We start from the raw sequence: 18,413 nt of genomic DNA on the forward strand, positions 1-18,413 counted from the left end.
GCGGCACCCCGGTGCGCCGGGCCACGGGCCGGAGGCGCCGCCTTCGGGCTCTGGATCAGCTCAGTTCAAACCCCCGTTGGCCTGACGGACCCGGCCGGGGAGGAGCAGCAGGTCGATCAGGCAGAGCAGGATCACGATCCCACCGAAGACGAACCCGATGCCCCACGAGGCGCTGGCCACCCCGGCGACCGTCAGGATGAGGTAGACGGCTCCAGCCGTGTGGTTCCCGAGGTACCACTGATGTGCTCCCAGGAGGCCGAGCAGCAGACACAGGACATAGGCGATCAGGAGATTCTTCGGTGTGCGGGCCACGGGCCCACCTTAGACCCCGCCAGCCCCCTTCACGTCCTAGAACAACTGCCGCAGATTGGTCTTCGCGAGGTCGAACAGTTCGTCGCCACGCCCCGAGAGCACGGTGCGCAGCGAGTAGAGGGCGAACCCCTTGGCCTGTTCCAGTTGGATGGCCGGGGGGATGGTGAGCTCCTGCGGATCCGTGATGACGTCCACCAGAGCCGGGCCGTCGTGCGAGAAGGCCTCGGTCAGGGCGGCGTCCACGTCCCGTGAGTCCTCCACCCGGATCCCCTTGATGCCCATGGCCTGGGCCACCGTGGCGAAGTTCGGGTTCTCCAGGCTGGTGGCGAAGGGCAATTGACCGGCGGCCTTCATCTCCAGCTCCACGAAGTTCAGCGAGGAGTTGTTGAACACCACCATCTTCGCCGGCAGCTTCATCTGCACCAGGGTGATCAGGTCACCCAGGAGCATGGTCAGCCCGCCGTCGCCGGACAGCGTGACCGTCTGCCGTCCGCGGTCCTGGGCCAGCACCCCGATCGCCTGGGGGACGGCGTTCGCCATGGAGCCGTGGGAGAACGAGCCGAGCAGCCGGCGCCGGCTGTTCATCTCGAGGTACCGGGCCGCATAGACCACCGGGGAGCCGACGTCCGGGACGAACACCGCGTCCTGTGCGGCGAGTGCGCTGATCCGGCGGGCCAGGTACTGCGGGTGCACGGCGGCGCCCTTCCGTGAAGGGGTCGCCAGGTCGTCCAGCTTCTCGCGGGTCCTGACGTAGTGCTTCCGTGAGTCCTTGAGGTGCTTGTCCCTCTTCTGGTCCAGGAGCGGCATGAGGGCCGCCGCCGTCTCCCGCACGCCTCCCACCAGCGCCAGGTCCACCGGGTGCCGCCGTCCGATCTGCTCGCCGCGCAGGTCCACCTGGATCACCGTGGCATCGTCCGGATAGAACTGCGGGTAGGGGAAATCGGTGCCCAGCATCAGGATGGCATCCGCCTCTGACATGGCCTTGTAGCCACTGGCGAAGCCGAGTAGTCCGGTCATCCCCACGTCGAAGGGATTGTCATACTCGAGGTGTTCCTTGCCGCGCATGGCGTGCACGATCGGGGCACTCAGCGTCTCAGCCAACTGCATCACCTCGGCGTGGGCGCCGGCGGTGCCGGCACCACCCAGGATGGTCACGCTCTTGGCCGCGTTGAGCGCCTCGGCAGCCTGTTGGAGCTGGTCCGGCAGGGGCACGACGGCGGAACGCGTCTCGCGTACCAGCGTGCGCCGTTCGCTGTGGGCGGCCGCTGAGGCCACGTCCCCGGGGATGACCAGGACTGCCACGCCCCGCTGCTCGATCGCCGTGCGCATGGCGATCTCCAGCAGTCTCGGCATCTGCTTCGGATCGGACACGTACTCCACATACACGGAGCACTCGCGGAACAACTCCTGCGGGTGCGTCTCCTGGAAGTAGGTGGTGCCGATCTCCTCTGTGGGGATGTGCGCGGCGATCGCCAGCACCGGGACCCTGCTGCGGTTCGCGTCGTAGAGGCCGTTGATCAGGTGCAGGTTGCCGGGCCCGCAGCTGCCGGCGCAGACGGTGAGCTCACCGGTCATCTCGGCCTCGGCCCCCGCAGCGAACGCCGCGGTCTCCTCGTGGCGCACGTGCACCCACTCGATCTCCGGATGGGTCCGCAGGGATTCCGTGACGGCGTTGAGCGAGTCCCCGGGGACTCCGTAGACACGCTGCACGCCGTTGAGGGACAGCGTCTGGACGAGGTTCTCGGCAACAGTGACCATGAGGCCACCGTACGCATCCACCGGCGGCGGAGCCATAGCCGTGGGGCACAGCTGGGTGGGACCGTGGGTGCATGACTCCCGAGCAGTTCTCCGAGCAGATTTCCGAGCACCATTCAGATCGGACCGCAGACCGGACCGTTGACGCCATCGTGATCGGGCTCGGCCCCGGTGGGGAGGACCTGGCTGCCCGCCTGGCCGGTGGCGGCTGGAGGGTCCTCGGGGTCGAGGCCCATCTGGTGGGCGGGGAGTGCCCCTACTACGGGTGCATCCCGAGCAAGATGATGCTGCATGAGTCCCGCCGTGGCCACCCGGACTGGCACCGGGTCGCCACGCGTATCCGTGCCGAGGCCACGGACCACTGGGACGACAGGGTGGCGGTGGAGCGCCTCACGGATGCCGGTGTCACGTTCCTGCGTGGTCACGCGGAGATCCAGGGTGGCACGGCTGGCTCGGCTGATCAGGCAGGTGCGGCAGGCAAGGCAGGTCTGGCCGTTGGTGCCTCAGTCACCGTCACCCCGGAAGGCGGATCGCCCCAGCTGTGGACTGCCCGCCGGGCCGTGGTGTTGAACACGGGCTCCGCGCCGGTGCTGGCGCCGGTCCCCGGCTTGCCGGAGCGGGCGGCCTGGACGCACCGGGACGTGGTCACCGCCGAGACGCTCCCGGACTCCCTGGCCATCGTGGGCGGTGGACCGGTGGCCTGCGAGCTGGCCCAGGCCCTCGCGGGGTTCGGGGTCCGGGTCACCGTGCTGGTCCGGGGTGGGCGACTGCTCTCCGGTGAGGTCCCCGAGGCCGGTGACCTCGTGGCGGAGCGGTTCCGGAGCGAGGGGATCGACGTACGGACCCACACGGAGATCACTGAGGTGTCCGAGGCCGACGCGACGCGGTACGAGTCCTCCCACGGCCTGCCGACGCCCTCCGGACCGGTGGACGTGGCCCTGTCCACGGGGGACCGGATCCACGTGGACAGGGTGCTCCTGGCCACCGGCCGGGCGCCCCGGGACGAGGTGCGGGTGGATGAGTGGTGCCGTGTGCTGGACGCAGCGGGCGATCCGGTGCCGGGCCGTTACGCCCTCGGTGATATGACGGGCGCCGGACCCTTCACGCACACGTCGGTGGCCCAGTCGGCTGTGGTGGCCGGGCAACTGCTCGGTGCCAACCACGGAGTGGGGGCCCGCCCCTATCCCCGGAACGCAGTGCCCCGGGTGACCTATACGAATCCGGAGGTGGCCGCCGTCGGGCTCTCCGAGGATGCGGCGCGCGCGGATGCTGCGAGTGCTGGAGGGCAAGACCGGGGTGCTGGAGGGGAAGGCCGGGGCAGTGACGGCGTGCGGGTCGCGCGGGTGGACCTGGCGTCCTCCAGCCGCGGCTGGATCGACGAGGTGGCCGGTCACCTCACCCTCGTGGCGCGGGGTGGTGGACCGGACGGTGGATTGGTGCTCGTGGGAGCCACCGTGGTGGGCCCCGGGGCCGGGGAGATCCTGGGCGCCCTGACCGTGGCGGTGCATGCGCGGGTCCCGGTGGCCGAGCTGGCGAGGATCCCGTGGGCGTACCCCACGCTGCACCGGGCCATCGGGGATGCGCTCGGGAAGCTGAGCCAGGGGGCCTGAGCGCCGGTCACTGGACGCGCCTCAGCGCCCGGTGTCCGGCCGCCGCGACTGTAGCTGGAGCCCTGGCTTCCTCTGATGCACGGTGTGATAGACCAGTCCACCCGCGCCGGCGGTGAAGGACCGCAGGGTGTGCCGGGGCATCCAGAGCAGGTCACCGGCGCTCAAGGGGAGGTCACCGTCCGCGGTGCCCAGCAGTCCGGAGCCGTCGAGGACGTGGATGAGGACGTCGAGCTCGGGCCCGCGGTGGGTCTCGATCCCGTCCCCGGCTGGGAGGGCGATGATGTTCGAGTCGAGGTCCCGGTTCGGCTCCTGGAGTCTCCAGGCTGCCCCTGACGTGGCTGGTCCGGGCTCGGCGATCAGCTCCCGGGTATTGACCAGTCGACGTGGCCCCTGCGGGGTGCCTGGATCTTCGGTGGAATGGTGGGATGCGGGCAAACTGGCCTCCAGCGGGGTCGTGGGGTGCGATGCAGGGTGGTAGCGCGGCGTAGTGCGGGGTGCTGTCCCTGAGGGTAGTCCGTGGACCGACACGCCGTCCGCGCTCCAGGGACACGCCGGGTGTCAGCGGCCCGGAAATCTGTGCACAACGTTGGACGCGGACATCCACACCCTGTGGACGTTCTCTGCGGCGCAACCGGGGATCGCCGTGATTCCGCCGATTCAGGTGGACCGTTCACCTCGGGTTCATCCACACGTCCCTGTGGACGGCTTGGGGAAACTAATGACAAACACGTAAGACAGGATCTTGTGGTTGTTCCCTATCGTCACCACTAGATGTAGTATTGATATCAGCAGTTCGGACCGCAGCGCCTTGATGTGCCGTTGGTGCCGGACCGGCCCGGATCCGCCGCTGAAGACCTACTCGCAGGCCAGCAGTGCCCTTCCGGGCCATGGCTCAAGAACTGCAGACGAACAGACCAGAAATGCCTGCCGGTCCGGTTTCCCCGGACGCGGTAACCGAGGACAGGGGAAAGACCATGACCGTCACCGTTTACTCCAAGCCGGCTTGCGTCCAGTGCAACGCCACCTACCGTGCGTTGGACAAGAAGGGCATCGCCTACGAGACCGTGGATATGTCCCAGGACGTGGACGCCCTCGAGCGGGTGCGGGCCCTCGGGTACATGCAGGCCCCGGTCGTGATGGCTGGCGCCGATCACTGGTCCGGCTTCCGCCCGGACAAGATCGAGGAGCTGGCCACCTCCGCCGCCTCGGTGGCCTGAGGTTCGCAGAGGCCATCATGACAAGCGTGGTCAGTGAGCGCAGGCCGGTGGATGCTGAGGGGCCGGGGGCCCCGCAGCACACGGGCGCCCGGCTGATCTACTTCTCCTCGGCCTCCGGCTACACGCACCGGTTCATCTCCAAGCTGGGCTACCCACAGGGTGAGACGGCGCGGCTGCCGCTCATCACCAAGGAGCCGACCCTCCTGGCCACAGAGCCCTACGTGCTCGTCCTGCCCACCTATGGCGGGGGAGACGGCGAGGGCGCTGTGCCGAAGCAGGTCATCAAGTTCCTCAACGTCGAGTCCAACCGGAATCTGATCCGGGGCGTCGTCGCCGGGGGGAACACGAACTTCCACGAGGCCTACTGCCTCGCCGGGGACATCGTGGCGCGCAAGTGTCAGGTCCCCCTCATGTACAGATTTGAACTCATGGGCACGCCGGAGGACGTCACGGCCGTGCGCGAAGGATTGGAAAGGTTTTGGGGATGACAGTCACCGAACAGGACATGAACCGCTCCGCCAAGGAATTGCCGGCGGCGTGGCAGAACCTCGGTTACCACGAGCTGAACGCCATGCTGAACCTCTACGGAGCGGACGGCAAGATCCAGTTCGAGGCAGACCGTGCGGCCGCGCGCCAGTACTTCCTGGAGCACGTCAACAACAACACGGTCTTCTTCCACGACCTGGACGAGAAGCTGACCTACCTCGTGGAGCACGACTACTACGAGGCCGAGACGCTCCAGCAGTACACGGCCGAGTTCCGGACGTCCCTGTGGGACCGCGCCTACCAGCTCAAGTTCCGGTTCCCGACCTTCCTGGGTGCGTTCAAGTTCTACACCTCCTACGCGCTGAAGACCTTTGACGGCAAGCGCTACCTCGAGCGCTACGAGGACCGTGTCTGCATGGTGGCCCTGCATCTGGCCCAGGGTGACGAACAGCTGGCCCTCGAGCTCGTGGAGGAGATGGTCGGCGGCCGCTTCCAGCCCGCCACCCCCACCTTCCTCAACGCCGGCAAGGCCCAGCGCGGCGAACTCGTCTCCTGCTTCCTGCTGCGCATCGAGGACAACATGGAGTCGATCGCGCGCAGCATCAACTCCTCGCTGCAGCTGTCCAAGCGCGGCGGCGGTGTGGCCCTGTCCCTGACCAACATCCGCGAGCACGGCGCCCCGATCAAGCAGATCGAGAACCAGTCCTCCGGCGTCATCCCCGTGATGAAGCTGTTGGAGGACTCCTTCTCCTACGCCAACCAGCTCGGTGCCCGCCAGGGAGCCGGCGCCGTCTACCTGCACGCCCACCATCCGGACATCTACCGGTTCCTGGACACCAAGCGGGAGAACGCGGACGAGAAGGTCCGTATCAAGACCCTGTCCCTGGGCGTGGTCATCCCGGACATCACCTTCGAGCTGGCCAAGACCAATGAGGACATGTACCTCTTCAGCCCGTATGACGTACAGCGCGTCTACGGCAAGCCGTTCTCCGAGATCTCGGTGTCGGAGAAGTACTACGAGATGGTCGACGACGCGCGGATCAAGAAGACCAAGATCAACGCCCGCGAGTTCTTCCAGACCCTCGCCGAGATCCAGTTCGAGTCCGGCTACCCGTACATCGTGTTCGAGGACACCGTGAACCGCGCCAACCCGATCAAGGGCCGGATCACCATGTCCAACCTGTGCTCCGAGATCCTTCAGGTCTCCGAGGCCTCCGAGTTCAACGAGGACCTGACCTACGAGTCCGTCGGCAAGGACATCTCCTGCAACCTCGGTTCCATGAACATCGCCAAGACCATGGACTCGCCGGACTTCGGCAAGTCCATCGAGACCGCCATCCGGGCGCTCACCGCGGTGTCCACCATGTCCGAGATCTCCTCGGTGCCCTCGATCGTCAAGGGCAACAACTCCTCCCACGCCATCGGCCTGGGCCAGATGAACCTGCACGGTTACCTGGCCCGCGAGCGGGTCCACTACGGCTCGGAGGAGGGCATCGACTTCACGAACATGTACTTCTACACGGTGCTGTTCCACGCACTGCGGGCCTCCAACCGCATCTCGATCCAGACCGGTGAGCGGTTCGGCGGCTTCGAGGACTCGAAGTACGCCTCGGGCGAGTTCTTCGAGAAGTACACCGAGCAGGTCTGGGAGCCTGCCACGCCGAAGGTCGCCGAGCTGTTCGCTGGATCCAACGTGGAGATCCCCACGCAGGCGGACTGGCGCGAGCTGAAGGCCTCGGTGATGGAGCACGGCATCTTCAACCAGAACCTGCAGGCCGTGCCGCCGACCGGTTCGATCTCCTACATCAACAACTCCACCTCGTCGATCCACCCGGTCGCCTCGAAGATCGAGATCCGCAAGGAGGGCAAGCTGGGGCGCGTCTACTACCCGGCCCCCTACCTGACGAACGAGAACCTCGAGTACTACGACGACGCGTACGAGATCGGCTACGAGAAGGTCATCGACACCTACGCCGCGGCCACCCAGCACGTGGACCAGGGGCTGTCCCTGACCCTGTTCTTCAAGGACACAGCCACCACGCGTGACCTGAACCGTGCCCAGATCTACGCTTGGCGCAAGGGCATCAAGACCATCTACTACATCCGCCTGCGCCAGCTCGCCCTGGAGGGCACGGAGGTGGAGGGCTGCGTCAGCTGCATGCTTTGATGCCCTGCTGACGCCCGCCCCTCCGATTCGCCCACAGCACTGCACCCCTGAAGTGAGGACTCAATCCCGATGATGGCCGACGCTGTCAAGACCCTCGAGACCGTCGAGGCAATCAACTGGAACCGCATCCAGGACGAGAAGGACGTGGAGGTGTGGAATCGCCTGACCTCGAACTTCTGGCTGCCGGAGAAGGTGCCGCTGTCCAATGACATCCAGTCCTGGGCCACGCTGTCCGAGGACGAGAAGACGCTGACCATGCGTGTGTTCACCGGCCTGACCCTCCTGGACACCATCCAGGGCACCGTGGGCGCTGTCTCGCTCATCCCGGATTCCTTGACCACCCACGAGGAGGCGGTGTACACCAACATCGCCTTCATGGAGTCGGTGCACGCGAAGAGTTACTCGTCGATCTTCTCCACGCTGTCCGACACCAAGCAGATCGATGATGCCTTCCGCTGGTCCCGTGAGAACACGAACCTGCAGAAGAAGGCCCAGATCATCCTGGACTATTACCACGGTGACGATCCGCTGAAGAAGAAGGTGGCCTCCACCATCCTGGAGTCCTTCCTCTTCTACTCGGGCTTCTACCTGCCGATGTACTGGTCCTCACGTGCCAAGCTCACGAACACCGCGGACCTGATCCGGCTGATCATCCGTGATGAGGCGGTGCACGGCTACTACATCGGCTACAAGTTCCAGCGCGGGCTGGAGACGCAGTCTCCGGAGCGCCAGCAGGAGCTCAAGGACTACACCTTCGAGCTGCTGTTCGAGCTGTACGAGAACGAGGTCCAGTACACCCATGACCTCTATGACTCCGTCGGCCTGGCCGAGGACGTCAAGAAGTTCCTCCACTACAACGCCAACAAGGCGCTGATGAACCTCGGATACGAGGGGATGTTCCCGTCCGCCGTGACGGACGTGAACCCGGCGATCCTCTCGGCGTTGTCCCCGAACGCGGATGAGAACCACGACTTCTTCTCCGGATCGGGCTCCTCCTACGTGATCGGCAAGGCCGAGAACACCGAGGACGAGGACTGGGACTTCTGAGTCACTGATCCAGCTCCAGGCCCGGAAGGGCCGAGGGGAGCCCCGGCCCTGCAGGTTTCTGCGGGGCCGGGAGACCTTAAGCACCCTGTCAGTGCAGCGTCCGCCGGGCTTCGATGCGGTGACGGGTGGAGTGTGCGATGAATGGCCCGTCCCCCCCCTGAATGAGGCCGCGGAGATCGAGGAGCCGGCCATGCTGCTTCTCAACCGTGAATCCCGGCACGCACCAGATCACCTTGCGCAGTAGGCACACCACCTCTTGCGCAGTAGGCGAACCACTGTCTGGCCGGATCACGCGGGCGATCTCTTGCCACCAGACCGACGCGGGATGCCTGCTGGTCGCCAGATCGAAGGCCGCATCCGCGAACGGTAGCGGAGGCTCGTCCGGATCGGCGACGACGGCCACGCCGATCGGCAAGCTGCCGGGCATACCCATGTGTACGCCCACGCTCGGTCAGGTGTCACGTGGCGTGGCAGCTTCTCGCCGGCTGCTCTCAGGGTCAACTGTGATGTGAACACCATGTGAAGGATGGGCCTGATGGGACCAAAGTGATTACAGATCCATAAAGGCTTGGTAACCTTGCCAAGGCGTGGAGGGGAAAATCCATGCCTGCTTTCATCGCTGTGCACCATATGAGGGAAAACTAAAATGTCGCGGACGCTCCACCCTGTCCTGAGAACCGGCGCAGTCACTGCTCTGGCCCTCTCACTGACCGCCACCACCGTCCTGCCCGCCACAGCCATGCCCGTGGTGCCTGACACGGCTGTCCTTCCGGTGGCCTCCACTACCGCAGACCAGCCCGCCGGTGAGACGGGCGAGGACCCGGCCGTCGCGACAGGGCAGGAGGCCTCCGAGGTCAAGGGCGCGCAGGAGCAGTCCCTTCCCCTGGGCGGCATCGATGCCGAAGCCCTGCCCGAGGTTCCTGAAGCGGTGCCGGAGGGGCCTGAGGTCTCTGAGGCGCCCGTGACTGAGCAACCGGAGCAGACGCAGCAGCCGGAACCCTCCGCTGAGGCACCCGCCACTGAGCAGCCCGAGCAGACGCTGCAGCCGGAACCCACTGATGGGACGGGTGTTGATGAAGCGCCGGCTGATGAGAATGGGGCTGCAGCCACCGATGAGGCCGAAGCTGAGCTGATGTCCGCGACCCTGCCGGAATCCGGCGCTGCCGTCCCGGCACCCGAGTCGGTGGACAGCGGTACCCGGCCCTCCGACGTCGTGCTCCAGGACCTGCAGGTGAAGGCCCGGTCCGCGCCCGCCCCCCTCGAGGCCGCAGTGGCCGAGGAGGCCGAGGCACTGACCGACTCGGTCATGGACAAAGCGCTCTCGACCACCCAGGATCTGGAGGTCGAGAAGATCGCCACCCTGACCCAGCCGGTGGAGACCATGAACTTCATCGTGGCCGGTGTCACGTGGGACATCGAGGATGCGGGCCAGGTCACGGATGTGTCCCTGCGTGTGCGCGAGGGCTCCGGCTGGACCGACTGGAACAGCATGGAGATCCATGCCGGAGATGAGAAGCCGAATGCGGACCGTGTGGGCACCGAGCCCCTGATCTCCAGTGGGGCCGACGCCATCCAGGTCCGTCTCACCACCGTGGACGGTGAGAACCCCGCCGGCCTCGAGCTGGACCTGATCGACCCGGGCACGGCGGACACCGACGGGAAGCTCGAGCCGGCCTCGCCGGCCTCCCCGGCACTCCAGCAGCTCGAGGGGCAGGCAGGACTGTCCGCCCCGGAGGCCGCCGCAGCCTCGACGAACAGTGCGACGCACAACAGCGCGACGGCGGGCGCGGAATTCGTTCCGGCCGTCCATCCGCAGCAGGGTCCCATCACCGGGACCGCACAGGCTCACACAGTCGCCACCAACTATGACAATGTGCTCAAACCGGCCATCATCACCCGCGCTCAGTGGGGTGCCGACGAGTCCCTGACGTCAGACTGGGGCCGCACGTCCACGGACCTCAAGGCCATGTACGTGCACCACACGGCTGGGTCCAACAACTACTCTGCCTCAGGGGCCTACGCGCAGATCCGCGGCATCTACCAGTACCACGCGGTCACGCTTGACTGGCAGGACATCGGCTATCAGTTCCTGGTGGACAAGTACGGCAAGATCTATCAGGGACGCCGTGGTTCCATCGACGCGCCCGTCCAGGGCGCGCAGGCCGGCGGATTCAACACCGACACCATCGGTGTCTCCGCCATGGGCAACTATGACGTGGCCTCGGCCCCAGCAGCCATGGTGCGGGCGATCGAGCGGGTCCTGGCCTGGCAGGCCTACCGCTATGACGTGGACCCCACTGCTCAGGTGACGCTGACGCAGAGCGGCAAGGGCACAGCCCGCTGGACCAGCGGAACCCGGACAACACAGAACACCATCCTGGGCCACCGGGACACCAACCTGACGGCCTGCCCGGGCCGCTACCTCTATGCCCAATTGCCCACCATCCGCAGGAACGTGGACAGCTCGGTGACCAGCGCCATCAGGAGCTATGGGAAGTACCAGCAGGTGCAGGCTCCGCCGCAGGTGGTTCCGGCGAGACAGGCCTGGACGGATGGAAAGTTGTCGATCTGGTGGAACAAGGCGCCGCGGACGGATTACTACAAGGTGTTCCGTCGTACTGCGCCGGTGGGGTCCTCGAGCTTCGGCCGGTGGTATTACGTGGGCCAGGTGGACGGCCGCTATTCCTCAGGGAGTTACGCGGTCAGCGCGGGGACAACGACGCAGTTCGCGGTGCGGGCCTTCAACGATGGTGGGCACTCCCCGTTGGCCACGGTCGCCACCCACACCCGGGAGACGGTGCAGACTCCGCCGCAGGTGGTGCCGGCGAGACAGGCCTGGACGGATGGAAAGTTGTCGGTGTGGTGGCATAAGGCGGCGCGGACGGATTACTACAAGGTGTTCCGTCGTACTGCGCCGGTGGGGTCCTCGAGCTTCGGCCGGTGGTATTACGTGGGCCAGGTGGACGGCCGCTATTCCTCGGGTAGTTTCGCGGTTGCTGCGGGGACGCGGACGCAGTTCGCGGTGCGGGCCTTCAACGATGGTGGGTACTCGCCGTTGGCCACGGTGGCCACCTATACCCGGAAGGTGCAGGCTCCGCCGCAGGTGATTCCGGCGAGACAGGCCTGGACGGATGGAAAGTTGTCGATCTGGTGGAACAAGGCGCCACGGGCCGACTACTACAAGGTGTTCCGTCGTACTGCGCCGGTGGGGTCCTCGAATTTCGGCCGGTGGTATTACGTGCGCGAGGTGGATGCCCGGTACTCCTCGGGTAGTTTCGCGGTTGCCGCTGGGACGCGGACGCAGTTCGCGGTGCGGGCCTACAACGATGGCGGGTACTCGCCGTTGGCCACGGTGGCCACCTATACCCGGAAGGTGCAGGCTCCGCCGCAGGTGGTTCCGGCGAGACAGGCCTGGACGGATGGAAAGTTGTCGGTGTGGTGGCATAAGGCGCCACGGGCCGACTACTACAAGGTGTTCCGTCGTACTGCGCCGGTGGGGTCCTCGAATTTCGGCCGGTGGTACTACGTGCGCGAGGTGGATGCCCGGTACTCCTCGGGTAGTTTCGAGGTTGCCGCTGGGACGCGGACGCAGTTCGCGGTGCGGGCCTTCAACGATGGTGGGTACTCGCCGCTGGTCACGGTGGCCACCCACACCCGGACGGCCACACGGTAGGTCCGCCTCTCGCTCAAGTGCTCCGGCAGGGCCGTAGCGGCGTCTGGAAACACGAGGAAGGTGCCTCCGCTCTGGCAGGATGGAGCGCATGACTTCTAGCACCATGGCCGGGTCGGCCGGCCGCTCCGGAGAGCCCCAGCACGACGTCGGCGCCAACTTCCAGCGCACCGCGCCCCCGCGGGTGGAGGCCGGGGTCCGGACCGCCGACTTCGATTCCGTGGTCCACGCCCAAGGCACCTGGCGGGACGACGAGTTGCACATGGCGCCCGTCTCCGGCCTCATGACGGCGGAGATCCTGGCGCATGATCCGCGCCCGGAGCTCCGCCTGGCCCGGTTGTCCTTCGAGATCCTCGGGACGCTCCACTTCGGTCCGTTGACCGTCACCACGCGCACGGTGCGGCCCGGACGCACCATCGAGTTGGTCGAATCCAGGCTCACGGCCCAGGGCAGGGATGTCCTGGTCGCCCGGGCCTGGCGTCTCGTCACCACGGACACCGCCGAGGTGGCGGTCATCCATGACAGTGACCTGGCGCCCCTTCAGGTATGCGAGCCGTTCCCGGACATGTACCAGCGGTGGCCGGGCGGATACATCCAGTCCCTGCAGATGCGGGTCGCAGCAGATCACGCCGCCGGGCATGGACGGTGCTGGTCCACCACCGCGGTGGACATGATCGCCGGGGAACAGACCCCTGACCTGGTGCGGCTGGTGGGCATGGTGGACACCGCCAACGGCGTGGCGCCCGTGTTGCCGGCGGGGCCCGGCGCCTTCGCCTTTCCCAATGTTGACCTGCAGATCCACCTGTACCGCGAGCCCGTGGGTGCGTGGCTGGGATATGCCACCACCTCGAACCTGGGCAGTGACGGGATCGGGGTGACCTCGGCCGTCCTCCACGATGAGCACGGTGCGTTCGGGCGGTCCGAGCAGATCCAGACGATCCGTAGGATCCCCGCGGCCGATGCCTGAGCCGGCTGAGCCGGGGCTGGACTGGGTCGGCCAGGACGCCTCGCTGGGCGCGGCGGCCGACCTGGAGTACGGGATCACCCTGCTGCGCGCCGTCCAGTCCGGCGTCCTGCCGGCTCCCCTGGTCCGCCTCTACCGACCCTGGCCCACGGTGGCCTTCGGCCAGCGTGATGTGCGGCTGGACGGATTCGACCGGGCCCGGCAGGCCTGCCGGCGGCACGGCTTCGAACCCGTGGTGCGCCGGGCAGGGGGACGGGCCGCCGCCTACCACCGAGGCTCCCTGGTGGTGGACCACCTTGAGCCGGACGCGGACGCCATGCAGGGGTTCCGGGACCGGTTCGCCGGTTTCGGGGAGCTGTTCGCCCAGGTGTTCCGGGAGGTCCAGGTGCCGGCCGCCGTCGGGGAGATCCCCGGCGAGTACTGCGCCGGCGAGTTCTCCGTGCACACGCCGTTGCCCGCATCGGCCGAGGGGACGCTCCGGGGGCCGGTGAAGCTCGTGGGTACGGCTCAGCGGGTCGTGAAGGGAGCGTGGCTGTTCTCCTCGTCCCTCGTCGTGGAGGATCCGGAGCCGATCCGCGCGGTGCTGGTGGACGTGTACCGTGCCCTGGGACTGGACTGGGACCCGAGCACCGCCGGAGCGGCCACAGACGCCGTTCCCGAGCTGACCGTGGAAGCGTATGCGCAACGCTTGCGTGCGGCCTATGCGGCAGCCCACGGGTCACTGCGGGATCACGGGTCACTGCGTGATCGGGCCTGGGCCGACCTGACGGGTACTGTCCCGCCGCAGTGACGGTGCCGGCGAACCGGTTGGCGGTCAGCGCCCGCCGAGCCTCCGGTGCAGCTCGCGCTTCGGCACGGGGACGAATCCGGCGGCCAGGTAGTGCTCGCGGATCTGCCCCTCCTGACGCATCAGGGACCACCCCCGCTGGACGAGGAAGGGGACCGGCTTCCGGCGCTCGGTGACGTCGCGCGCGAACCGACGCGCCGCCGTCGGGAACCGGTGTTGATCGATGTAGAAGGCGTGGAACTCTACACCGACCTGGTTCAGGGCCCGGGGCAGCTCGGCGGCGAAGATGCCCTCGGCGACAATGGGCCCGCCCTCGAGCTCGACGTCCTCGTATCCGGTGATCGAGGAAGTGGTGATGGAGTAGTCCGGGACGCGGGTGCGGCCGGACTCCATCAGCTCCACGATGGCATCAACGGCAGCTTCGAGGTTCCAGGTGAGCGGGTGGTCCCAGTCGATCTCGCCGTAGACGGTCCGGGGCAGCACCGGCCCTTCGGGGGCGCTGTCCTCGGAGATCTCCCGGTAGAAGGAATCCAGCACCAGGTGCGGACGCCCGTAGGCGCGGGCCAGATAGGACTTTCCCGAACCGGAGGCCCCGCCCAACAGGACGAGGCCTCCGGTTCCGGCTGTGGTGTTCAGCTCAGCGTCGATCTGCTCAGTTCCCGCGGTCGATCCACTCCTGCAGATGCGGCGACTCGGCGCCGATGGTGGTGGAATCGCCGTGCCCGGTGTTGACGACGGTCTCGGCCGGCAGGGTGAACAGCCGGTTCTTGATGGACTCGATGATGGTCCCGAAGTCCGAGTAGGACCGCCCGGTGGCGCCCGGCCCGCCCTGGAAGAGCGTGTCTCCGGAGAACAGCACGCCCTGGGTGCCGTCCTGGGCCACGAGCTCGGGGGAGTGGAAGCAGACCGACCCCGGCGAGTGGCCGGGGGTGTGCAGGGCGGTGAGCTGGATGCCGGCCACCGTGAACTTCTCCCCGTCGGAGATGGTGCCGTCAGGGGCCTGGCCCGGGTAGACGCTGTCCCAGAGCATGCGGTCCTCCTGGTGCAGCAGCACCGGGGCGTCCACGAGGGAACGGAACATCTGCACGGAACGGATGTGGTCGTCGTGTCCGTGGGTGAGCAGGATCGCCAGGACCTGCCGCCCGTTGACGGCCTTCTGGACCTCGAGGGCGTCATGAGCGGGATCGATGACCACGCAGGTCTCGTCATCACCGATGATCCAGACGTTGTTGTCCACGTCCCAGGTGCCGCCGTCCAGGGAGAAGGTTCCCGAGGTGACGAGCTTGTTGATGCGTGCCATCAGAGCACCACCACCGAGCGTAGGACGTCTCCGGACTTCATGGTCTCGAAGGCCTCGTTGACCTTGTCGAGGCCGATGGTCTCGGTGACGAAGGCGTCCAGGTCGAGCCGACCGAGGTTGTACTGGTCGATCAGCATCTGGAAGTCCCGCGAGGGCAGGGTGTCCCCGTACCAGGAGGACTTCAGGGAACCGCCGCGGCCGAAGACATCGGCGAGGGGCAGCTCGAGCTGCATCTCCGGTGTCGGGACACCCACGAGGACCACGCGGCCGGCGAGGTCGCGGGCGTAGAAGGCCTGCTTGTAGGTCTCCGGGCGGCCGACGGCGTCGATGACGAGGTCGGCGCCGAATCCTCCGGTGAGCTCCTGGATGGACTCGACGGAGTCCTGGTCCTTCGAGTTGACGGTGTGCGTGGCACCGAGCTCCAGGGCCTTGTCCAGCTTCCGTTGGTCCAGGTCCACGGCGATGATGGTGGTGGCCCCGGCCAGCTTGGCACCCGCGATGGCGGCGGTGCCGACCCCACCGCAGCCGATGACGGCCACGGACTCGCCGCGCTTGACCTCACCGGTGTTGATGGCGGCGCCGATGCCGGCCATGATTCCGCAGCCGAGCAGCCCGGCGGCGGCGTTCTGCTCATCAGAGACGCCCTCGACCTTGGTGCACTGGCCGGCGGCGACGAGGGTCTTCTCGGCGAAGGCGCCGATGCCCAGGGCCGGGTCCAGCTCGGTGCCGTCTTCGAGGGTCATCTTCTGAGTGGCGTTGTGGGTGTCGAAGCAGTACTGTAGCTGGCCCTTCTTGCAGGCACGGCACTCGCCGCAGACCGCACGCCAGTTGAGGATGACCTTGTCACCGACGGCCACGTCAGTGACTCCCTCGCCGATCTGGGAGACGAGGCCGGTTGCCTCGTGGCCCAGGAGGTAGGGGTAGTTGTCCCCGATGCCCCCCTGGACGTAATGCAGGTCTGTGTGGCACACCCCGCAGGTCAGGATGTCCACCACGGCCTCACCGGGGCCGGGGTCCGGGATGACGATGGTCTCGATGCTGACGGGGGCGTCCTTCGCCTTGGCGACGACGGCCTTCACCTTCTGGGGCACGGTGCATCTCCTTTCGGGCCATGGCGGGGCACGGCTCCGACTCGGGGGTGGGTTCGGGTCCATCCCATCACATCTGAGCAGGCCGTGGGTGTTGCATTCCCTGTGAGACGTAGTGGCGGTGCAGATCTGTGGATAACTGTGACGTGGTTCATGGGTTCTGCTTAGACTGATCGAGTCGCCGGGGACGGGAACATCCGGCGACCATTGTCAGCAGGCCGTGGGGACGGCGAGGTCGGAACTCCCTGCGGCCCTGGAAGAGGGGGCCCCGTGGCCGTACCGGTGAATCGTTCTGTCCGTCTGGGTGCCGTGGCGGCGCTATCCGTGGCGGGCCTGCTGCTGACTGGATGCTCCGGTGACGGTGGGGGAGACGGAGGAGATGGTTCGACGTCGGCCGCCTCCACCGCAAGCGCCTCGCCTTCTGCTTCGGAGACGGCAGACACGGCAGGGGCCGGCTCTGGTTCTCCGAGCACCGCGCCGAGCGCATCGCCGTCAGGTAGCTACGAACCCGCGACCTCGGAGGGGCCGGCGAAGAACGTCCCGATGCCAGAGATGCCCGAGGCGATGAAGGAGCCGACGGAAGAGGGGCTTGAGGCCGCGCTGGAGTATTGGTGGGAGGCCGGTTACTACTTGCAACTAACTGGCGACTCCAGTCCGCTCGAAGCAGTATCGAATGCGGACTGCATTCTCTGCGAGGAGTTGGTCAATGACTGGACCGGTATCTACGGGGTCGACGGTTGGTCTACGGGAGCTAAGCCGAACATTCCGACTTCTGTGTTCAACCTCGAGAATCAAGGTGACACAGCAACCATGATTTTCGAGACCACGGAGGGGCCATCAGCGTTGTACAAGCCTGGTGGTGAGGAGGTCGATCCTGAAGATTCGGATAAAACCTTCAAAACCAGTTGGACGGGGAGTGCCTCATTCGATACGTCCAGAGGGCATTGGTTGATCGATGAACTCGTGGCGCAAGGTGATCTCGATGGATGACTCTCGTCACACTGTTTGCCCCTCTTTAGCGAGAGTTGCGTTTATTGTATTGACAACAATATTGATGCTGGCATCACCGGTTGGCCCGGCCGTTGCTGATAAATCTGAGTCAAAGGATCCGGCAGATCTCAATTGGGAGCGCAGTACGCAGGCCCGGGGTTTTGACGTCCAGGTCCAAGAGGCCCAGAAGAACGCTGTTCAGAAGAGCGTCGAAGATGTTGTCCAAACAACTGTCCAAGAGGTCTCCACGGGGTCCGGTGATACTGAGTCGAATCAGGTCGAGGTGCTGACGCCGTACTGCATGACCCAGGAGGGTATCGGCATGCTGGACTGCTTTGCTGTGGAGAGCAACATCTGCACGTCGCCTGGCAGCCAGTATGTTGTGAGGTCGATCTACTTGCCCGATAGCTCGGAAGCCGCCACGCGGATCGGTGATCCCTTCTGTTCTGAGCCGTCGGATCCGGTGGTGTCTGATCCGGCTGTGGAGGAGGAAGCTGAGGCTCCGCCGATGCCGGTGGTGACGCTCGCGGATTTTCGGCGGCTGGATATCTCCCCGTCGCAGATCGAATCGGATTCGGGTGGGTTTGGGTTGATTCGGGCGAATACGAACTTCTATGCGACGGAGGAGTCGCAGACGTTGAACACCACGATGTTGGGTCAGGCGGTGGCGATCCAGGCGGTGCCGGTGCGGTGGACGTGGGATTACGGGGATGGGTCGGAGCCATTGAGCAATCCGTACCCGGGGGGCCCGCAGCGGGAGTTCAATCAGGAGACCACCACCAGTCATGCTTATCAGGACACAGGGGAGTTCCCGGTCTCGCTCACCACGTCGTACAGGGGGCAGTTCTCTGTCAATGGCGGCCCGTGGATCGCGATCCCGGGGGTGGCAGAGGTTCCCAGTGAGCCGGTCTCGGCGGATATCTGGCGGTCGAAGTCCAAGAACGTGGCCGAGAACTGTGTGGAGAACCCGGATGGCTGGGCCTGCGGCGACCCCTTCGTCGAAGACTGACATGAGTGCGG

General features: G+C 66.3%; 17 protein-coding genes. 10 read left to right on the forward strand and 7 right to left on the reverse strand.

What is annotated here, in order from left to right; genetic code table 11:
- Positions 1-60: 60 nt before the first annotated feature.
- Positions 61-312 (reverse strand): NINE protein, encoded by a 252-nt coding sequence (locus tag IMT31_RS00610; protein ID WP_345361719.1) that lies wholly within the window; start codon positions 310-312, stop codon positions 61-63.
- A gap of 36 nt (positions 313-348) precedes the next feature.
- Positions 349-2,070: a ubiquinone-dependent pyruvate dehydrogenase gene (poxB, locus tag IMT31_RS00615; protein WP_413543423.1), complete on the reverse strand. Its 1,722-nt coding sequence runs from the start codon at positions 2,068-2,070 to the stop codon at positions 349-351.
- Between the two features lie 71 nt (positions 2,071-2,141).
- Between poxB and IMT31_RS00620 the strand changes: the two genes are divergently transcribed.
- Positions 2,142-3,677 (forward strand): dihydrolipoyl dehydrogenase family protein, encoded by a 1,536-nt coding sequence (locus IMT31_RS00620; RefSeq protein ID WP_413543424.1) that lies wholly within the window; start codon positions 2,142-2,144, stop codon positions 3,675-3,677.
- Between the two features lie 21 nt (positions 3,678-3,698).
- Here the strand turns inward: IMT31_RS00620 and IMT31_RS00625 are convergent, their stop codons facing one another.
- Complete coding sequence (locus IMT31_RS00625) at positions 3,699-4,112, reverse strand: AraC family ligand binding domain-containing protein (RefSeq protein WP_413543425.1); 414 nt, start codon at positions 4,110-4,112, stop codon at positions 3,699-3,701.
- Between the two features lie 539 nt (positions 4,113-4,651).
- On the opposite strand from IMT31_RS00625, the gene nrdH reads away from it, so the two are divergent.
- From nrdH to nrdF, 4 genes are all read left to right on the forward strand, one after another.
- Positions 4,652-4,894: a glutaredoxin-like protein NrdH gene (nrdH, locus tag IMT31_RS00630; RefSeq protein WP_345361707.1), complete on the forward strand. Its 243-nt coding sequence runs from the start codon at positions 4,652-4,654 to the stop codon at positions 4,892-4,894.
- Between the two features lie 17 nt (positions 4,895-4,911).
- Complete coding sequence (gene nrdI, locus IMT31_RS00635) at positions 4,912-5,382, forward strand: class Ib ribonucleoside-diphosphate reductase assembly flavoprotein NrdI (protein ID WP_413543426.1); 471 nt, start codon at positions 4,912-4,914, stop codon at positions 5,380-5,382.
- Positions 5,379-7,547, forward strand: a complete 2,169-nt coding sequence (gene nrdE / locus IMT31_RS00640) for a class 1b ribonucleoside-diphosphate reductase subunit alpha (protein ID WP_345361701.1) — start codon at positions 5,379-5,381, stop codon at positions 7,545-7,547. Before nrdI ends, nrdE begins: the two co-directional genes overlap by 4 nt.
- A gap of 72 nt (positions 7,548-7,619) precedes the next feature.
- Positions 7,620-8,594, forward strand: coding sequence for a class 1b ribonucleoside-diphosphate reductase subunit beta (gene nrdF / locus IMT31_RS00645; RefSeq protein ID WP_345362092.1), 975 nt, complete (start codon positions 7,620-7,622; stop codon positions 8,592-8,594).
- Positions 8,595-8,682: 88 nt separating this feature from the next.
- Here nrdF and IMT31_RS00650 read toward each other — a convergent pair whose 3' ends face one another.
- Positions 8,683-9,027 (reverse strand): hypothetical protein, encoded by a 345-nt coding sequence (locus IMT31_RS00650; RefSeq protein ID WP_413543427.1) that lies wholly within the window; start codon positions 9,025-9,027, stop codon positions 8,683-8,685.
- 213 nt (positions 9,028-9,240) lie between these two features.
- On the opposite strand from IMT31_RS00650, the gene IMT31_RS00655 reads away from it, so the two are divergent.
- From IMT31_RS00655 to IMT31_RS00665, 3 genes are all read left to right on the forward strand, one after another.
- Positions 9,241-12,267, forward strand: a complete 3,027-nt coding sequence (locus tag IMT31_RS00655) for an N-acetylmuramoyl-L-alanine amidase (protein WP_413543428.1) — start codon at positions 9,241-9,243, stop codon at positions 12,265-12,267.
- An 88-nt stretch (positions 12,268-12,355) separates the two neighbouring features.
- Complete coding sequence (locus tag IMT31_RS00660) at positions 12,356-13,231, forward strand: thioesterase family protein (RefSeq protein ID WP_413543429.1); 876 nt, start codon at positions 12,356-12,358, stop codon at positions 13,229-13,231.
- Positions 13,224-14,018 carry a biotin/lipoate A/B protein ligase family protein gene (locus IMT31_RS00665; protein WP_413543430.1) on the forward strand — a complete coding sequence of 265 codons (795 nt, stop codon included), beginning with the start codon at positions 13,224-13,226 and terminating at the stop codon, positions 14,016-14,018. The genes IMT31_RS00660 and IMT31_RS00665 overlap by 8 nt, the downstream gene beginning before the upstream one ends.
- A gap of 24 nt (positions 14,019-14,042) precedes the next feature.
- Here IMT31_RS00665 and IMT31_RS00670 read toward each other — a convergent pair whose 3' ends face one another.
- The 3 genes from IMT31_RS00670 to IMT31_RS00680 are packed head-to-tail and all read right to left on the reverse strand — an operon-like array spanning position 14,043 to position 16,406.
- Entirely contained in the window at positions 14,043-14,615 is a 573-nt protein-coding gene (locus IMT31_RS00670; protein ID WP_413543431.1) for a uridine kinase, read from the reverse strand.
- A gap of 52 nt (positions 14,616-14,667) precedes the next feature.
- Positions 14,668-15,315 carry an MBL fold metallo-hydrolase gene (locus IMT31_RS00675; RefSeq protein WP_413543432.1) on the reverse strand — a complete coding sequence of 216 codons (648 nt, stop codon included), beginning with the start codon at positions 15,313-15,315 and terminating at the stop codon, positions 14,668-14,670.
- Complete coding sequence (locus tag IMT31_RS00680) at positions 15,315-16,406, reverse strand: S-(hydroxymethyl)mycothiol dehydrogenase (protein ID WP_413543433.1); 1,092 nt, start codon at positions 16,404-16,406, stop codon at positions 15,315-15,317. The genes IMT31_RS00675 and IMT31_RS00680 overlap by 1 nt, the downstream gene beginning before the upstream one ends.
- A gap of 321 nt (positions 16,407-16,727) precedes the next feature.
- Here IMT31_RS00680 and IMT31_RS00685 point away from each other — a divergent pair, with 321 nt between their 5' ends.
- Both IMT31_RS00685 and IMT31_RS00690 read left to right on the forward strand, forming a co-directional pair.
- Complete coding sequence (locus IMT31_RS00685; RefSeq protein ID WP_413544345.1) at positions 16,728-17,393, forward strand: DUF6318 family protein; 666 nt, start codon at positions 16,728-16,730, stop codon at positions 17,391-17,393.
- A gap of 64 nt (positions 17,394-17,457) precedes the next feature.
- Entirely contained in the window at positions 17,458-18,402 is a 945-nt protein-coding gene (locus IMT31_RS00690; protein WP_413543434.1) for a PKD domain-containing protein, read from the forward strand.
- The last annotated feature ends 11 nt before the right edge of the window (positions 18,403-18,413 follow it).

The sequence above is a fragment of the Citricoccus nitrophenolicus genome, from assembly GCF_047305825.1.
Classification (GTDB): Bacteria; Actinomycetota; Actinomycetes; order Actinomycetales; family Micrococcaceae; genus Citricoccus; species Citricoccus nitrophenolicus.